This is a genomic window from Luteimicrobium xylanilyticum (genome assembly GCF_009429125.1).
Lineage (GTDB): Bacteria > Actinomycetota > Actinomycetes > Actinomycetales > Cellulomonadaceae > Luteimicrobium > Luteimicrobium xylanilyticum.
In genome coordinates this window covers 1576409-1591037 of the sequence record NZ_CP045529.1, presented here as the reverse complement: position 1 = coordinate 1591037, position 14629 = coordinate 1576409, and the positions used below count along the sequence as shown (strand labels likewise).

17 protein-coding genes are annotated in these 14629 nt (G+C 72.2%); 4 read left to right on the top strand and 13 right to left on the bottom strand.

What is annotated here, in order from left to right; translation table 11 throughout:
* Positions 1-9: 9 nt before the first annotated feature.
* From KDY119_RS06995 to rpsB, 7 genes are all read right to left on the bottom strand, one after another.
* The gene (locus KDY119_RS06995; protein ID WP_036951480.1) at positions 10-558 is read right to left on the bottom strand and encodes a DivIVA domain-containing protein; all 549 of its coding nucleotides are present in this window, start codon (positions 556-558) and stop codon (positions 10-12) included.
* A gap of 1 nt (position 559) precedes the next feature.
* A complete protein-coding gene (gene rlmN, locus KDY119_RS06990) occupies positions 560-1690 on the bottom strand; it encodes a 23S rRNA (adenine(2503)-C(2))-methyltransferase RlmN (RefSeq protein ID WP_051136651.1) in 1131 nt (376 codons plus the stop codon).
* 83 nt (positions 1691-1773) lie between these two features.
* Complete coding sequence (locus KDY119_RS06985) at positions 1774-2763, bottom strand: phosphatidate cytidylyltransferase (protein ID WP_083890922.1); 990 nt, start codon at positions 2761-2763, stop codon at positions 1774-1776.
* On the bottom strand, positions 2763-3320 hold the full coding sequence (gene frr, locus KDY119_RS06980; protein ID WP_036951483.1) for a ribosome recycling factor: 558 nt from the start codon (positions 3318-3320) through the stop codon (positions 2763-2765). Before frr ends, KDY119_RS06985 begins: the two co-directional genes overlap by 1 nt.
* 83 nt (positions 3321-3403) lie before the next feature.
* On the bottom strand, positions 3404-4159 hold the full coding sequence (gene pyrH, locus KDY119_RS06975; RefSeq protein ID WP_051136652.1) for a UMP kinase: 756 nt from the start codon (positions 4157-4159) through the stop codon (positions 3404-3406).
* A 168-nt stretch (positions 4160-4327) separates the two neighbouring features.
* Complete coding sequence (gene tsf / locus KDY119_RS06970; protein ID WP_153022108.1) at positions 4328-5167, bottom strand: translation elongation factor Ts; 840 nt, start codon at positions 5165-5167, stop codon at positions 4328-4330.
* Between the two features lie 121 nt (positions 5168-5288).
* The gene (gene rpsB, locus KDY119_RS06965; RefSeq protein ID WP_153022107.1) at positions 5289-6254 is read right to left on the bottom strand and encodes a 30S ribosomal protein S2; all 966 of its coding nucleotides are present in this window, start codon (positions 6252-6254) and stop codon (positions 5289-5291) included.
* Between the two features lie 399 nt (positions 6255-6653).
* Between rpsB and KDY119_RS06960 the strand changes: the two genes are divergently transcribed.
* Positions 6654-7259 (top strand): murein hydrolase activator EnvC family protein, encoded by a 606-nt coding sequence (locus tag KDY119_RS06960; protein ID WP_153022106.1) that lies wholly within the window; start codon positions 6654-6656, stop codon positions 7257-7259.
* Positions 7260-7320: 61 nt separating this feature from the next.
* Here KDY119_RS06960 and KDY119_RS06955 read toward each other — a convergent pair whose 3' ends face one another.
* The 3 genes from KDY119_RS06955 to KDY119_RS06945 all read right to left on the bottom strand — a co-directional run bounded on the left by KDY119_RS06955 (position 7321) and on the right by KDY119_RS06945 (position 10893).
* Positions 7321-8286 carry a tyrosine recombinase XerC gene (locus KDY119_RS06955; RefSeq protein WP_407657426.1) on the bottom strand — a complete coding sequence of 322 codons (966 nt, stop codon included), beginning with the start codon at positions 8284-8286 and terminating at the stop codon, positions 7321-7323.
* A 104-nt stretch (positions 8287-8390) separates the two neighbouring features.
* Positions 8391-9635 (bottom strand): DNA-processing protein DprA, encoded by a 1245-nt coding sequence (gene dprA / locus KDY119_RS06950; protein ID WP_322619642.1) that lies wholly within the window; start codon positions 9633-9635, stop codon positions 8391-8393.
* Positions 9628-10893: a YifB family Mg chelatase-like AAA ATPase gene (locus tag KDY119_RS06945; protein WP_153022686.1), complete on the bottom strand. Its 1266-nt coding sequence runs from the start codon at positions 10891-10893 to the stop codon at positions 9628-9630. Before KDY119_RS06945 ends, dprA begins: the two co-directional genes overlap by 8 nt.
* 124 nt (positions 10894-11017) lie before the next feature.
* Here KDY119_RS06945 and KDY119_RS06940 point away from each other — a divergent pair, with 124 nt between their 5' ends.
* Together KDY119_RS06940 and KDY119_RS06935 are read left to right on the top strand one after the other, a co-directional pair.
* The gene (locus tag KDY119_RS06940; RefSeq protein ID WP_036951489.1) at positions 11018-11443 is read left to right on the top strand and encodes a hypothetical protein; all 426 of its coding nucleotides are present in this window, start codon (positions 11018-11020) and stop codon (positions 11441-11443) included.
* 3 nt (positions 11444-11446) lie between these two features.
* Positions 11447-11692 (top strand): helix-turn-helix domain-containing protein, encoded by a 246-nt coding sequence (locus KDY119_RS06935; RefSeq protein ID WP_036951491.1) that lies wholly within the window; start codon positions 11447-11449, stop codon positions 11690-11692.
* Positions 11693-11739: 47 nt separating this feature from the next.
* Here the strand turns inward: KDY119_RS06935 and KDY119_RS06930 are convergent, their stop codons facing one another.
* The gene (locus KDY119_RS06930) at positions 11740-12069 is read right to left on the bottom strand and encodes a hypothetical protein (protein WP_148284198.1); all 330 of its coding nucleotides are present in this window, start codon (positions 12067-12069) and stop codon (positions 11740-11742) included.
* A gap of 200 nt (positions 12070-12269) precedes the next feature.
* On the opposite strand from KDY119_RS06930, the gene KDY119_RS06925 reads away from it, so the two are divergent.
* A complete protein-coding gene (locus tag KDY119_RS06925; RefSeq protein WP_036951492.1) occupies positions 12270-13028 on the top strand; it encodes a hypothetical protein in 759 nt (252 codons plus the stop codon).
* Between the two features lie 15 nt (positions 13029-13043).
* Here the strand turns inward: KDY119_RS06925 and KDY119_RS06920 are convergent, their stop codons facing one another.
* The gene (locus KDY119_RS06920; RefSeq protein WP_051136653.1) at positions 13044-13304 is read right to left on the bottom strand and encodes a hypothetical protein; all 261 of its coding nucleotides are present in this window, start codon (positions 13302-13304) and stop codon (positions 13044-13046) included.
* 53 nt (positions 13305-13357) lie between these two features.
* A complete protein-coding gene (locus tag KDY119_RS06915; protein WP_148284199.1) occupies positions 13358-14395 on the bottom strand; it encodes a hypothetical protein in 1038 nt (345 codons plus the stop codon).
* Positions 14396-14629: the final 234 nt, after the last annotated feature.

Sequence of the window (14629 nt, the reverse complement as noted above, 5' to 3'; positions counted from 1 at the left end):
CGGAGCCGTTCACTCGACGCCGAGCAGCACCTCGACGGCCCGGGACAGGTAGGCGTCCACCGGGCCCTCCGCGTACGCGTCGGCCCCCCGGCGCCGCCGGAACGTCGCCGCGCGGATCTCCGACGCCGTGATCGGGACCTGCCGGTCGAAGTAGTCCACGAGCCGGTCGAGCAGCGCGTCGACGTCGTCCATGTCGTAGCCGGCCTCGCCGCGGCCCGCCGGGGCGAACTTCTCGCACGAGGGGCGGTTCAGACGCGGGTACAGCGTCCGCGCGTCCTCGGCGATCCGGTCCATCCAGGCCTGCGGCCCGTGCTGCGCGACGAAGGCGCCACGGTCCCGGACCGAGAACGCCGCCTCGAGCCGGTCGAGCGCGGCGTCGACCTCGTGGGTGTCGTACCCGCCACGGACGAGCTCGAACGACACGGCCTGGATGTCCGCGGCCGCGAACGGCCCGGCTTCCCGGCCCTCGTAGACCGCTCTCGCGTAGTCGAAGAAGTCGTCGACCTCGTCGGGGTCGTAGCCGGTCGTGAGCTTCCCCACGGTGCTGAACCTGGACACGTCACTCCTCTTCCGCGGCGAGCTGACCGCACGCGCCGTCGATGTCGCTGCCACGGGTGTCCCGGATCGTGGTCGGGATCCCGTGCTCGCGCAATCGTGCCACGAACTCCGCCTCGACCGCGGGGTCGCTCGCGGTCCAGATGGAACCGGGCGTCGGGTTGAGCGGGATCGGGTTGACGTGGACCCAGCCGCGGCCGCGCGCGTTGAGCTTGCGCCCGAGCAGGTCGGCACGCCACGCGTGGTCGTTCATGTCGCGGATGAGCGCGTACTCGATGCTCACGCGACGACCGGTCACCCCGAAGTAGTGGCGGGCGGCGTCGAGCGCCTCGTCGACCGACCAGCGGGTGTTGATCGGCACGAGCTCGGAGCGCAGCTCGTCGTCCGGCGCGTGGAGCGACAGCGCGAGGGTGACCGGGATGCCCTCGTCCGCGAGCTTGCGCATCGCGGGGACGAGGCCCACGGTCGAGACGGTGACGTTGCGCGCCGACATCCCGAGCCCTTCGGGCTCCTTGGCGACGAGCGTGCGCACGGTCCCCATGACGGCCTTGTAGTTGGCGAGCGGCTCCCCCATGCCCATGAACACGAGGTTGTTGAGGCGCGCAGGACCACCGGGGATCTCGCCGTCGGCCAGCGAGCGCGCCGCCGACCGCACCTGCTCGACGATCTCCGCCGTCGACAGGTTGCGGGTCAGGCCGAGCTGCCCGGTGGCGCAGAACGGGCACGCCATGCCGCACCCCGCCTGGCTCGACACGCACAGCGTGCTGCGGTGCGGGTAGCGCATGAGCACCGACTCGACCTTGGCACCGTCGAACAGGTGCCACAGCGTCTTGACGGTCGTGCCGCCGTCGGCCTCGAGGACGCGCGCCTTCTCGAGCAGCGGCGGGAAGAGCGTCTCGGCGAGGACGTCGCGCGTCGCCGCGGGCAGGTCCGTCATGGCCTGCGGGTCGGACGTGAGGTGCGTGAAGTAGTGCGTCGCGAGCTGCTTGGCCCGGAACGGCTTCTCCCCGAGGTCGACGACAGCCTGCGCCCGCTCGGCGGGCGTGAGGTCCGCGAAGTGGCGCGGAGGCTTGCCCCGGCGGGGGGCGGCGAGCTGCAGCGGGGTGCGGCCCGCGGGCGGGGTGACGGTCGGCATGTCGGGTCCAGACGATATCGGGGTCGGTCGGCGTGGTGCGGCTCGCGGGGTTCTCCCGCGGCCTGGCGTGAGCGGGTGGGCTGTCAGCCCGGGACGGCCGTCGCGAGGAGCACGTACACGAGCGGGGCCGTGATGAGCAGCGAGTCGAGCCGGTCGAGGATGCCGCCGTGGCCCGGCAGCAGGCGTCCCATGTCCTTCAAGTCTAGGTCGCGCTTGAGGAGCGACTCGGCGAGGTCCCCGAGCGTCGCCGTCAGCGGGGCGAGCACACCGAGCGCGACGCCCACCCACGGGTCGGCGTCGAGCACGTGAGCGCCCACGAGGCCGACCGCGATCGCGAGCACGAACGACCCCATCAGGCCCTCGATGCTCTTCTTCGGGCTGACCGTCGGCGCGAGCGGGTGCCGGCCGAACAGGACTCCGGCCACGTAGCCGCCCGTGTCGCTCGCCACCGCCAGCAGCACGAACAGCGCGACCCGCAGCTCGCCCTGCGGCTCGGCGAGCAGGAGCATGACGAACCCGGCCATGAACGGGAGCCAGGCCGTCGCGAAGACGCCCGCGGCGGCGTCGCGCACGCCAGCCGCCCCGGACTCGTCGAGCGCGCACCACACGACCACGCCGCCCACCGTGAGCAGGAACGAGACCATGAGGGCCTCGGAACCCGAGTAGTACGACGACACGAGGATCCCGGCCGTGCCCACGAGGAGCGGCAGCAGCGGCAGCCGGATGCCTCTGCGCTTGAAGGCCTGCGCGAGCTCCCAGACGGCGCCGCCCACCGCGAGCACGGCGAACGCCACGAAGAACTCGGGCCGGAACACGAGCGACGCCGCGACCACCGCGAGCAGGAGCACACCGACCGCGATCGCGGCCGGCAGGTTCCGGCCCGCCTTCGGCGGCACCGGCAGGTCCGCGGCGACGATCGGGTCGGCGAACGGCACGCCGTCCTCCGCCACCACCGACTCGGGGTCGGCGTCGCCCACCGGGACCGGAGCTCGCAGCTCGGCCCGGAGGTCCTCGCCCTTCCGCCGGTACGACGGTGTCGGACGCGCGGACTTCTTACGCTTCGCGGCCGCCATCAGACCTCGAGCAGCTCGTTCTCCTTGCCCGCCAGCAACGCGTCGATCACGTCGACGTGCTTCTTGGTGAGCGACTCGAGCTCCTTCTCCGCCCGCGCGACCTCGTCCTCGCCGGCCTCGCCGTCACGCGCGATGCGGTCCAGCTCTTCCTTGGCGCGGCGGCGCACGTTGCGGACCGACACGCGGGCGTCCTCGGCCTTGCCCTTCGCGAGCTTCACGTAGTCGCGGCGGCGCTCCTCCGTGAGCGCAGGCAGGACGACGCGGATCACGTTGCCGTCGGTCGCCGGGTTCACGCCCAGGTCCGAGTCGCGGATCGCCTTCTCGATCGCGGGCGTCGCCGACTTGTCGAACGGCGACACGAGGATCGTGCGCGCCTCCGGGTTGTTGAACGACGCGAGCTGCTGCAGCGGCGTCGGCGCGCCGTAGTAGTCGACCGAGATCTTCGCGAACATGCCAGCGCTCGCCCGGCCCGTGCGGATCCCCGCGAAGTCCTCCTTGGCGACCTCGATCGCCTTGTCCATCTTGTCCTCGGCCTCGAGGAGGGTGTCGTCGATCACCGGTGCTCCTTGGTTCGGTCTGTCGCGGTTGTGGTCCGTCGTCCGGCCGTCTCGGGCGCCGCGGGCGACGCCGTCGGGCCGGGTCAGCTCGTCGTGAGCAGCGTGCCGATCTTCTCGCCCACGAGGGCGCGCGTCACGTTCCCGGGTTCGTTCATCCCGAAGACACGCATCTCGACGTCGTTGTCACGGCACATGCTCAGCGCCGTCGTGTCCATGACGCCGAGCTCCTGCACGAGCGCGTCCGTGTAGGTGATGTGGTCGAGCTTCCGCGCCGTCGGGTCCGTCCGCGGGTCCGCGGTGTAGACGCCGTCCACGCCGTTCTTGCCCATGAGGACCTCGTCGCAGTGAGTCTCGAGGGCCCGCTGCACGGCGACCGTGTCGGTCGAGAAGTACGGCATGCCGGCGCCGGCGCCGAAGATCACGACGCGGCCCTTCTCCAGGTGCCGGATCGCACGCAGCGGGATGTACGGCTCGGCGACCTGCCCCATCGCGATCGCCGTCTGGACGCGCGTCTTGACGCCCTGCTGCTCGAGGAAGTCCTGCAGCGCCAGGCAGTTCATCACGGTGCCCAGCATGCCCATGTAGTCCGCACGCGCACGGTCGAGGCCCGACTGCGAGAGCTCGGCACCCCGGAAGAAGTTCCCTCCGCCGACGACGATCGCGACCTGGACGCCCTGGGCCACCGCCGCCGCGATCTGGGCAGCCGTCTCCTGGACGACGTCGACCGCGAGGCCGACCTCGCCGCCCCCGAACACCTCGCCCGAGAGCTTGAGGAGGACCCGCCTCCTGGTGGGAGCCTCCTCGGCCACCGCACCGTCCGTCTCGACACCGTCCGTCACGAGCTCACCCGTTCTCTCGTCGTCTGCGCTCGTCCCCGGACGAGCACCCGTCCCACCCTAGCGGCGCTGGTCCGCCGCGCGTCCGCCGGTGCGCACCGAGGCCCGGGCCGCTGCGACAGCGGCGACCCGGGCCCCGGGGTGCACGTACGGACCGTGTGTCGTCGAGCCTCAGCTGCCGACGCGGAACCGGACGAAGCCGAGCAGGTTGCCACCGGTGGCGGCGACGTGCTTGGCGACCGTCGTCTTCGTGTCCTTCGCGAGCGGCTGGTCCACGAGCACGGCGTCCTTGAAGAAGCCGTTCAGGCGACCCTCGACGATCTTCGGCAGCGCGGCCTCGGGCTTGCCCTCGGCGATCGAGACCTCGCGCGCGATCTCGCGCTCCTTGTCGACGACGTCCGCCGGGACGTCCTCGCGGGACAGGTAGCGCGGGGCGAGCGCGGCGATGTGCTGCGCGACGTCCTTGGCGACCGGCTCGGCGGCCTCGTCGGTCGCGACGACGACACCGATCGACGGCGGGAGGTCCTTGGCGGTCCGGTGCAGGTACGTCGTGACCTTGGGGGCCTCGACGCGCGCCACGCGGTTCAGGACGATCTTCTCGCCGAGGGTCGCACCCTGCGCGGCGATCGCGTCGGCGACGGTGCCCTCGCCGGCCGGCGCGGCCAGCGCGGACGCCGCGTCGGTGGCGCCGGCCGCGGCGGCGGCCTCGAGGACGGCGTCGGCCAGCGCGACGAACTTCTCGTTCTTGACGACGAAGTCCGTCTCGGCGTCCAGCTCGATCAGCGTCGCGACCTGGCCGGCGCGGGTGTCCTCGACCTTGACGGCGACGAGGCCCTCGGTGGTCGCGTTGCCCTCGCGCTTGGCGGCACGCGCCAGGCCCTTCTTGCGGATGATCTCGATCGCCTTGTCGGCGTTGCCGTCGGCCTCGTCGAGTGCCTTCTTGACGTCGAGCATGCCGGCACCGGTGCGCTCACGCAGCGCCTTGATGTCAGCGGCGGTGTAGTTCGCCATGGTCATTCCTTCGGCTGGTGGGGTGCCCGGATCGAACCGGGCGGTGCGGGTGGCGGGACGTGCCCGCGAGACGGGGGACGTGCCGCGCACCGGTCACCGGCGCGCGGCACGTCCCGCTGCGTCACTTCGCGTCGGCGTCGCCCTCGGCCGGAGCGGCGCTCTCCTCGGCGGGAGCCTCGGCCGCGGCGGCGTCCTCGGCCGGAGCCTCGGTCGCGGTCTGCTCGGCAGCGGCCTCCTCGGCGGCCGGCGAGTCAGCCGGGGCCTCGGCGACGGCGGTCGCCGCGGCGGCCTCGTCCTGCTCGAGCTGCTTCTCGGCGCCCGCGAGGAGCTCGCGCTCCCACTCGGCCAGCGGCTCGGCGTCGGCGTCGGGGCCGGCCTCCGCGTTCGAGCGGCCCGAGTGGCGCTGCAGCAGGCCCTCGGCGACGGCGTCCGCGACCACGCGGGTCAGGAGCGTCACGGCGCGGATCGCGTCGTCGTTGCCCGGGATCGGGTAGTCGACGACGTCGGGGTCGCAGTTGGTGTCGAGGATCGCGACGACCGGGATCCCGAGCTTGCGCGCCTCGTCGACCGCGAGGTGCTCCTTGTTCGTGTCGACGATCCACACGGCCGAGGGGACCTTGGCCATGTCGCGGATGCCGCCGAGCGTGCGGGCGAGCTTGTCCTTCTCGCGGCGCAGGACCAGGAGCTCCTTCTTGGTCAGGCCCGAGCCGGCGACGTCGTCGAAGTCGATCTCCTCGAGCTCCTTGAGGCGCTGGAGGCGCTTGTGCACCGTGGTGAAGTTGGTGAGCATGCCGCCCAGCCAGCGGTGGTTCACGTACGGCATGCCGACGCGCGCGGCCTGCTCGGCCACGGGCTCCTGCGCCTGCTTCTTGGTGCCGACGAAGAGGATCGACCCACCGTGGGCGACCGTCTCCTTGACGAACTCGAACGCGCGGTCGATGTAGGACAGCGACTGCTGCAGGTCGACGATGTAGATGCCGTTGCGCTCCGTGAGGATGTGGCGCTTCATCTTCGGGTTCCAACGGCGGGTCTGGTGCCCGAAGTGGACACCGCTCTCGAGGAGCTGGCGCATGGTCACGACGGCCATGGCACGTCCTTTCGTCGTGCGCCGCGAGTCCCTCGCTGCGCGCACGGGTTGCGCGGCCTCCCGTCAGGAGGACCGCTGTTCCGGTTGTCGACGCCGGCCGGTCGGCCGTCGTCCCTGGCACCACGCGGCGGGACGCCACCGGCGTCGCCCCGAGGGGGGTCGACCGGAAGACCGTCGCCCACGCCGCAGCCCCGGTGCGACGAGCGCGGGGAGCGTGAGGTGGTGCGCGATGTCATGCGCAGGGCGCATGCGCCGACAAGTCTACCGGATCGAGGGGCCGCGCCGGGCCGCCGCTCCGTGCTGTCCGAGCGTCGTCCACCGGCCCGCACGGCCGCGGTCCGTGCACAGGGACGGTACCGCCCTCCCCGGGGCACCGGGTTCGCCGGGCAGGCTCGGTCCATGCCGCTCCCCCGCACGCTCTCGGCCCGTCGATTCGACTCCCGCCCGCCCGCCCGCCGGTCGGCCGCCCTGGTCGCGCTCGTCCTGGTCCTCGCGACCGGCGCGTCGGACAGCGGACCGGCGGCCGCCGAGGCACCGGGGGTCGGAGCCGCCCACGCGTCGGGCGCGGGTGGCGACCCGGCCCCGGCGCCCGACGCGCGCTACCGCGTGCCGGTGCCCGGCGCCGTCGTGCGGGCGTTCGACCCGCCGGCCGTGCGCTGGGGCTCGGGACACCGCGGCGTGGACCTCGCGGCGAGCGCGGGCGACGTGGTCCGGGCGCCCGCGGCCGGCGTGGTCGCGTTCGCGGGCACGGTCGCCGGCCGGGGCGTGCTCACGGTCCTGCACGACGACGGCCTCCGCAGCTCGTTCGAGCCCGTCACCACGACCCTGCGCGTCGGCGACCGGGTGGCCCAGGACGACGCCGTCGCCACGCTCGACGAGCCCGGGGCCGGCGGTCATTGCCTGCCGGCGTCCTGCCTGCACTGGGGCGTCCGCCGCGGCAAGACCTACCTGGACCCGATGGCGCTCGTCGCGACCGACCCGATCGTGCTCCTGCCGGTGTCGTGAGCCGGCACCCTGTCAGGCAGCCGCGGGGGTCTGCGCCGGCGAGCGCCTGACGGCTCGCCGCTCACGCCCGAGGAAAGGCCTGGGCGTACGACGACCGCAGCCGCTCCGCGCTCACGTGGGTGTACCGCTGCGTCGTCGCGAGGCTCGCGTGCCCCAGGACCTCCTGGACGCTGCGCAGGTCCGAGCCGCCCTCGAGCAGGTGGGTCGCGGCGGTGTGCCGCAGGGCGTGCGGAGCGACGTCGGGCACGCCTGCGCCCTCGGCCAGACAGTGCACGGCCTCGCGCGCGCGCCGCTGGTCCCACCGGCCCCCGCGATCGCCGAGCAGCAGCGCAGGTCCGCTCGTCGCTGTCGCGAGCGCCGGACGGCCCGCCCCGAGCCACCGCTCGACGGCCCGCGCGGCGGGCACGCCGAACGGCACGACGCGCTCCTTGCGCCCCTTGCCGAGCGCCCGCACGGTCCGGGTGGTCAGCTCGAGGTCGTCGACGTCCACCGAGACGAGCTCGCCGACCCGCAGGCCCGTCGCGTAGAGGAGCTCGACCGTCACCCAGTCGCGCAGGCGCGCGGGTTCGCCGTCGGCCGCGAGCGCCTGCGCATGCTCGACGAGCGCACGTGCCGCGTCGATCGACAGCACCTGCGGCAGGTGCCGGTCGACCTTGGGCGAGCCGAGGCGCGACGCGGGGTCGGTCGTCGTGCGGCCCGTCCGGTGCGTCCACGCGAAGAACGCTCGCGCGGCGGCGCTGCGCCGCGCGAGCGTCGAGCGGGCGTGCCCGGTCGCGGCGAGGTCGGCGAGCCAGGCCCGCAGGAGCGTGAGGTCGACGTCCTGGGGCTCACGTGCCCCGTGCCCGACGGCGAACGCGGCGAGGCCCGCGACGTCGCCCGCGTAGGCGCGCGCGGTGTGCGCACTGGCACCGCGCTCGAGGTCGAGGTGCCGGACGAACGCCTCGATCGCGTCGTCGAACGCCGGCGTCCGCGGGCTCGGCACCGACGGGTCGAGCGCCGTGTCGTCGCGTGCGTGCGGTGCGGTCACGTCCCCAGGGTCACGAAGTCTCCGGCTCGGGGCAAGGCGCCGCGCGGGCCGTGGACGGGCACCGCGCAGAACGCCCTCCCCGGACACGGCCCGCGCCGCGTGCGCTACCGGTTGCCGCTCGACGCCCGCCTCCACGAACCCGCCTCCTGGACGGCGAACCCCGCGAGCTCGAGCAGCCCGAGCGCGCCGCGCGTCTCGTCGAGCGCGAGCCCGGCGGTGCGGGCGATCGACGCGACGTCGGCGGCGCGACGCAGAGGCAGGGCGTCGAAGAGCCTCCGCCCCACACCGTCGAGGCCGTCAGGGGTGCCGGCGCCGGACGCCGTCCCGCCGCGAGCCCGGTCGCCCGACCCTCCGTCGGGGAGCCCGTCGCCGACGGGCAGGGCCAGCTCGGCGACCTCGTCGACGTCCGTCACGCACACGGCGGCGCCGTCGCGCAGCAGCCGGTGGCACCCGGACGACGCCATCGACGTGACCGGCCCGGGCACGGCACCCACCGGCCGCAGGAGCTCGGCGGCCCGGGCGGCCGTCGACAGCGCCCCGGAGCGCCAGGCCGCCTCGACGACGACCGTCGCCCGCGCCGTGGCTGCGATGAGCCGGTTGCGCAGCAGGAACCGCACGCGGCTGGGCACCGAGCCGGGCGGCACCTCGCCGACCACCGCGCCGCCGGCGTCGAGCACGCCCCGGAGCAGGTCGGCGTTGCCCGCCGGGTAGAGCCGGTCGATCCCGCCCGCGAGGTAGGCGACGGTCGTCCCGCGGCCCGCGAGCGCCGCCCGGTGCGCCGCCGCGTCGATCCCGTACGCGCCGCCCGACACGACCGTGACGCCGCGGCTCGCGAGCCCGTGCGCGAGCTCGGCGGCGACGTGTCGCCCGTACTCGGTGCACGCGCGGGCGCCGACGAGCGCGACGGAGCCCGCGGACGCTCCCCCGAGGTCCGGCTCGCCGCGCACCCACAGGCAGTGCGGCGCGAGGACGCCGAGGTCGTCGAGGGCACGCGGCCACCGCGGGTCGCCAGGCAGGAGGAGCGTGCCCCCGAGCAGATCGAGAGAACGCAGCTCGCGGCGCGGGTCGAGGCCGCGCGTCCGCGGCGCCCAACGCGACACCGCACGCAGGAGCCGGGCGGGGGCGAGCTCGTCGGGCAGGCCGGGGCGGGCACCGTGCAGGCGCCGTATGGCGCGCTCCGCGACGTCGGGTCCGGCCGCGGCGTCGAGCACCCAGGCCAGCGCGGCGTCCGCGCCGAGCGCCCTCACGAGGTGACCCGCGGCCGGGTCGGCCGGCTCGGCCAACCGGCTCCACGCGGCTGCGACCACCCGGGGGTCGTCCGTGTCGACCATCGCGTGCGCGTCAGCCACGGTGACCCCGCGTCCGCAGGGCGAGGGCCCGCCCGACGTCGGTGCGTCCGGGGGCGTCCCGGCCGGCGAGATCGGCGAGCGTCCACGCGAGCCGGAGCACGCGGTCCGCGCCGCGCAGGCTGATGCTGCCCCGCTCGAGCGCCCGGTCGACGTCGACGAGGAGCTCGCGGTCGGCACCGAGCCGTTCGCGCAGCCATGCCCCCGGCACCTCGCCGTTGAGCGTCCACGGCGTCCCCCGGAGCCGGTCGGCGGACGCGGCGCGCGCCGCCGCGACCCGGGCGGCGACGGCCACGCTCGGCTCGCCCCGCTGGTCGCGGTCGACCGCACTGACGCGCGGGAGCTCGACCTGGACGTCCACGCGATCCAGCAGCGGGCCGGACAGCCGCGCGAGGTACCGGCGTCGCTCGATCGGGGTGCACGTGCAGTCCAGGCCCTTGCCGACGGCCTTGCCGCACGGGCAGGGGTTGGCGGCGAGCACGAGCTGGAACCGTGCCGGGTAGCGCGCGGTGCCCGCGGCCCGGTGGATGACGATCTCGCCGTGCTCGAGCGGCTGGCGCAGCGTCTCGAGGACGCGCGACCCGAAGTGGGGCACCTCGTCCAGGAACAGGACGCCGCGGTGCGCGCGCGAGGCTGCCCCGGGGCGCGGGAGCCCCGAGCCTCCGCCGACGACCGACGCGGGCGTCGCCGTGTGGTGCGGGTCCTCGAACGGCGGCCGCCGCAGCAGCCCGTCGGCGGCGTCGAACGTCCCGGCCACCGAGTGGATCGCCGTCACCTCGACGGCCGCGGCCTCGTCGAGGTCGGGCAGGATCCCGGGCAGGCGGGACGCGAGCATCGTCTTCCCGGCCCCCGGAGGCCCGACCATGAGCAGATGGTGACCCCCGGCGGCCGCGACCTCGAGCGCCGCCCTCGCCTCGGTCTGGCCCAGGACGTCCGCGAGGTCGCCGCCGGACCGGACCGGCGGGCGCTGCGCGGCAGGGCCGTCGTCGGGCGGCTCAGGGAGCTCGTCGAGGTCGGCGCCGTAGTGCGCCGCGAGCTCGGCCAGGTGCCGGACACCCAGCACGTCGGCCCCCGGGACCAGCCGCGCCTCGTCGGCGTCCTGGGCGGGGACCACGACGCGCCGGTACCCGGCGGCGACGGCCGCAGCGACCGCGGGCAGCACCCCGCGCACCCGGTGGACACGCCCGTCCAGGCCGACCTCGCCGAGGTGGACGACGTGCTGCGGTCGGACGTGGTCGATGAGCCGCGCCCCCGCGAGCATGGCGACGGCGATCGCGACGTCTAGGAGCAAGGGACGACACTTCTAGATGTCACGGGGCGACGCGAACCGCCCTCCACACAAGCAAAGCCCACGACGACGAGGGCTCGGACGAAGGAGCACGACCATGACCACCACGACCACGAACGAGACGATCGGCGCTGGAGCCCCGCGTTGGGCGCACCACGCCACCGAGGACTTCTACGAGACCGAGGACTTCGCGCCTGACGACTTCCCGGTGCGCGTCGTCGGTGCGCGCCTGATCGACGAGCCCGACGCGCGGCCTCGGGTCGAGATCCTGCCGGCCACTCCCAACGAGATGACGGCACCCGAGGCACGTAGCCTCGCCAAGGCGCTCATGAAGGCCGCCGCCGCCATCGACGGCAGCCAGGTGAGCGTGACTGACAGCATCGCCTACGCGAACCGTCTCGTCGGCCTTCCCGAGGACTGCAACTCCCCGAGCGAGTTCGAGAGCGCCTGCCAGGCGGTCGGACGCAAGCCCTCGGACGTGTGGCGCGAGGTCGAGCGTTGGGTCGGCATGGGTTGGCGCTGAACGATGCCCTTCGCCGACCTCAAGAGCCGTGGGGTCCCGACCGCCCGGCGTGAACTCATCGAGAACATCCGCGCCGTCTGCATTGAACGCGACGTCCGGCAGCTCGAGCTGGCTCTCTCGTGCGGGCTCGACCCCACGGCCCTGTCGGTTCGGATGCTCGGCGAGGTCGCGTTTGAGCCGGATGTCATCGTGGACGTGGCAGCAGCGCTCTGCGTACCCGTCGAGAGGCTCACGGAGGGCCTGTCGTAGAACGAAGGCCCCCGCAGATGAGTCTGCGGGGGCCTTCGTGTCGGCGCCTACGCGCGCGAATAAGCGGGTACAAGCCGGTCACGAAAAACCGAACGCGCGAACCCGTTAGGGCAATACTCATCGCCGTGGAGGACCACCGGTCGACCATCATCGATGATCTGAACCAGCTGCTCGCCAGCGTCGGTCTGAAGCCGAACCATCTTGTAACGCGGAGCTGCTACCAGGGTTTCAGGCACTGCTTGCATGATGGCGCCACTGACGGAACAGCGGTAGACGTCGCCAACTTTGGTCGTAGTCAACCATGCATCTTCGACCTTGTCATGGATATCGCAATGCGCTCTGACTTGCTTGGGTGCTTGTTGAATCATGATCTTCACCTCCAATCTTCGTCCGCAGGAGCTGACGGGCCACCCGGCAGCGAGTCAATTAGTAGCACGCGCGGAGGATTGGCGGTAGCCCTTGTACACGGTTATCGAACGGCGGGAGGTCGTCGACCGGCGTTCGCTCGGGCTGGGGTGCGGCGGGGAAAGTTGCCGGGCGCTGCTGACCACGGGAGTTGATGGCACACTCTCGTTGCATGGCCACCCCGGTCCCAGATGACCTGCTCCGGATCGCACAGTACGTCGGCCTCGCTGAAGACGCTGGCTATCCGCTCTCGGAACGCCAGCTGTGGACATACGCTGAGACGCCGCTGCCGCGTAGGACGACAGACCTCGCGCGACTTGGGATCTTCGGGGGCCGCGGCGCCCTTGTGGACGCGGTGCCGTACATGCGCCGAGTCGGCTGGATCTTGACCCTGGAGGATGGCACCGTGCGGCTCACTGCGCTCGGTCGGGCCGTCGCGAAGTCTGGGACGACCGGCGTCCTGGCCGAGGCGCCGGCGCCAGTCGGCCTCGTGATCCTCTCGCCGGACGACCCACTGAACCTGGCGACTCTCACGCGCTCGATCGCGGGAGCGGGCGCAGGAATGCTTGTCGATCCGTACTTTCAGGACGACATGTTCGAGTGGCTCATGAGTTCGACGTCGATCGATCGTGTACTGCTCGGGCGCAAGGCGACCAAGCTCGGCAGCTTGCCGTTCATCGCCGGCGCCGCGGCCAAGATGGGGCGCGGGCTCTCGGTTCGGTACCTGCCACCTGATCGGATGCACGACCGCTACCTCGTCGCCGAGAACGGCGACCTATCGATGATCGGCGCGTCGTTGAACGGCGTGCACCGCAACGACACCGCCATCATGCGCGTGCCAGCGCCAGGCGCCGCGACCATCAAGCGGCGTCTGGCGAACCTATGGGACCAGGCGATGCCGGTCGAACCCAAGTCATCACTGACCGAGTGAGGGGCCGCCGGGCCGTCACCGGAGCGCTCCTCGTCTTGGGATCGTCCGATACACGTCTTCTGCCCGCAGCCAGAAGAGCTGCTCCGACTTCGGGTCCTCCCCGTCAGCCAGCCACAGCACCAGCACGCGCCCCTCGGCCCAGCGGATCGCCCGCGCCGGCACCAGCTCCTCCCGCTCGTGGAACAGTAGCCGCACGATCACGGGGATGTTGCCCTGGGGTCGGGTCGGGATGCGCCACGGCTTGTCCTCGTTAAGCGGACGTCGCAGTTCGAACACATGTTCGAGCCAACCGGGTCGCCCGCGTGGTGCGGCTGCTCGCTAGAGGTCCACTAGACATCGACGGGGGCGGCCGGGTCCTCAGGCGCGTCGCCACCCAAGCGCTCGATCCGGTCATGCTGCCGAGCAATCAAGAACGACGCATCCACCTCGACGTCATCGAGGAGCCACCATCGACCAGACTTTTTGCCAAGTATCCCTGACACTGTGAACGGGAGCCGGTGGCGATGCGCATATATCGCCCAGTTGTAGTCATTTCCCGAGAGGGTCACTCCGACCTTCTTGACGCTCCCGCGAACGTCGGCCTGAATGATGACGTCGCCTTCCTCTTCGCCCGCCGCACGCGTGTCGCGCGAGAGACCGATGACAGGGCCAACAACATCGGTGTTTGCGGGCACGCCAGCGGATCGAGCGAACCTCTCAATAACACGGGGGGCCCGCTCAATCGCCGTCGGGGTGAAGATAACGGGTTCTTCCGAAAGTCCCTCATGCGGAAGGGCGGAGGTCCAAGAGAAACGCATGTCAACCCGAGCCCCGCCCGAGTCTGTCGCAATCTCCTCAATCGCTTCGACGATCGGAGCTGTCATGCCAGACTCCCGTGCTTCCTCGAACTCGACGAAGTCGTCAGAGTGATCAAGGTGGCGGCGCGTCACCGCGAGGCTCCGAGATAACGTGGTCATCACACGTCGCGAAAAGTCAATGGTCGGCTCGTCGGCCCGCCCCTCGCGGCGGGTCACGCGATTAGCCGCGGCGGGACCCTCCCGCTCAGGAGCGCCAGGATCATCCGCGCCGTGTCCGATGTCGTCATCGTGAAGCCGGGCCGCAATAGTGATGATGAAGCTGCCACGCTTGGTGTGCCCCATTCGCAGGTCATCGTCGAGAAAGTTTCGGACCCGTTCAGACGTGCGCCCGGTGCCCTTGGCCAAAGGGTTCGCGGTGACGATCGCGGCTGCCTTCATCATCTTCTCGATGGAATCGATCAACCCGCTTGCTTGGCGAAGCGGAATCGTGCCATCGGCACTGTCTCGCGCGATGCGAACAAAGAACAAGTCAGCCCGAATCGCACTGACACGCTCCGCAAGCTCCCCCATCGAAATGGCGTAGACCCGTGACAGCGTAGACGCAGTCTCCTGTAGTCGCCGACTAAAGTCGGGCGCATCCCGGTCGGTCGGGATGTGGACATACTCTAGGCTCCGCCCGACCCCCGAATCATGGACCCAAGTCTCCATGAATGAGCGTCGCGAATGGAGTGCCCAGGCCTCTGTTCCGAGGAACTGGGAGATGGCGCGCGGTGTTAGAACGTCCTGGAACTCGACAAGTTCCCG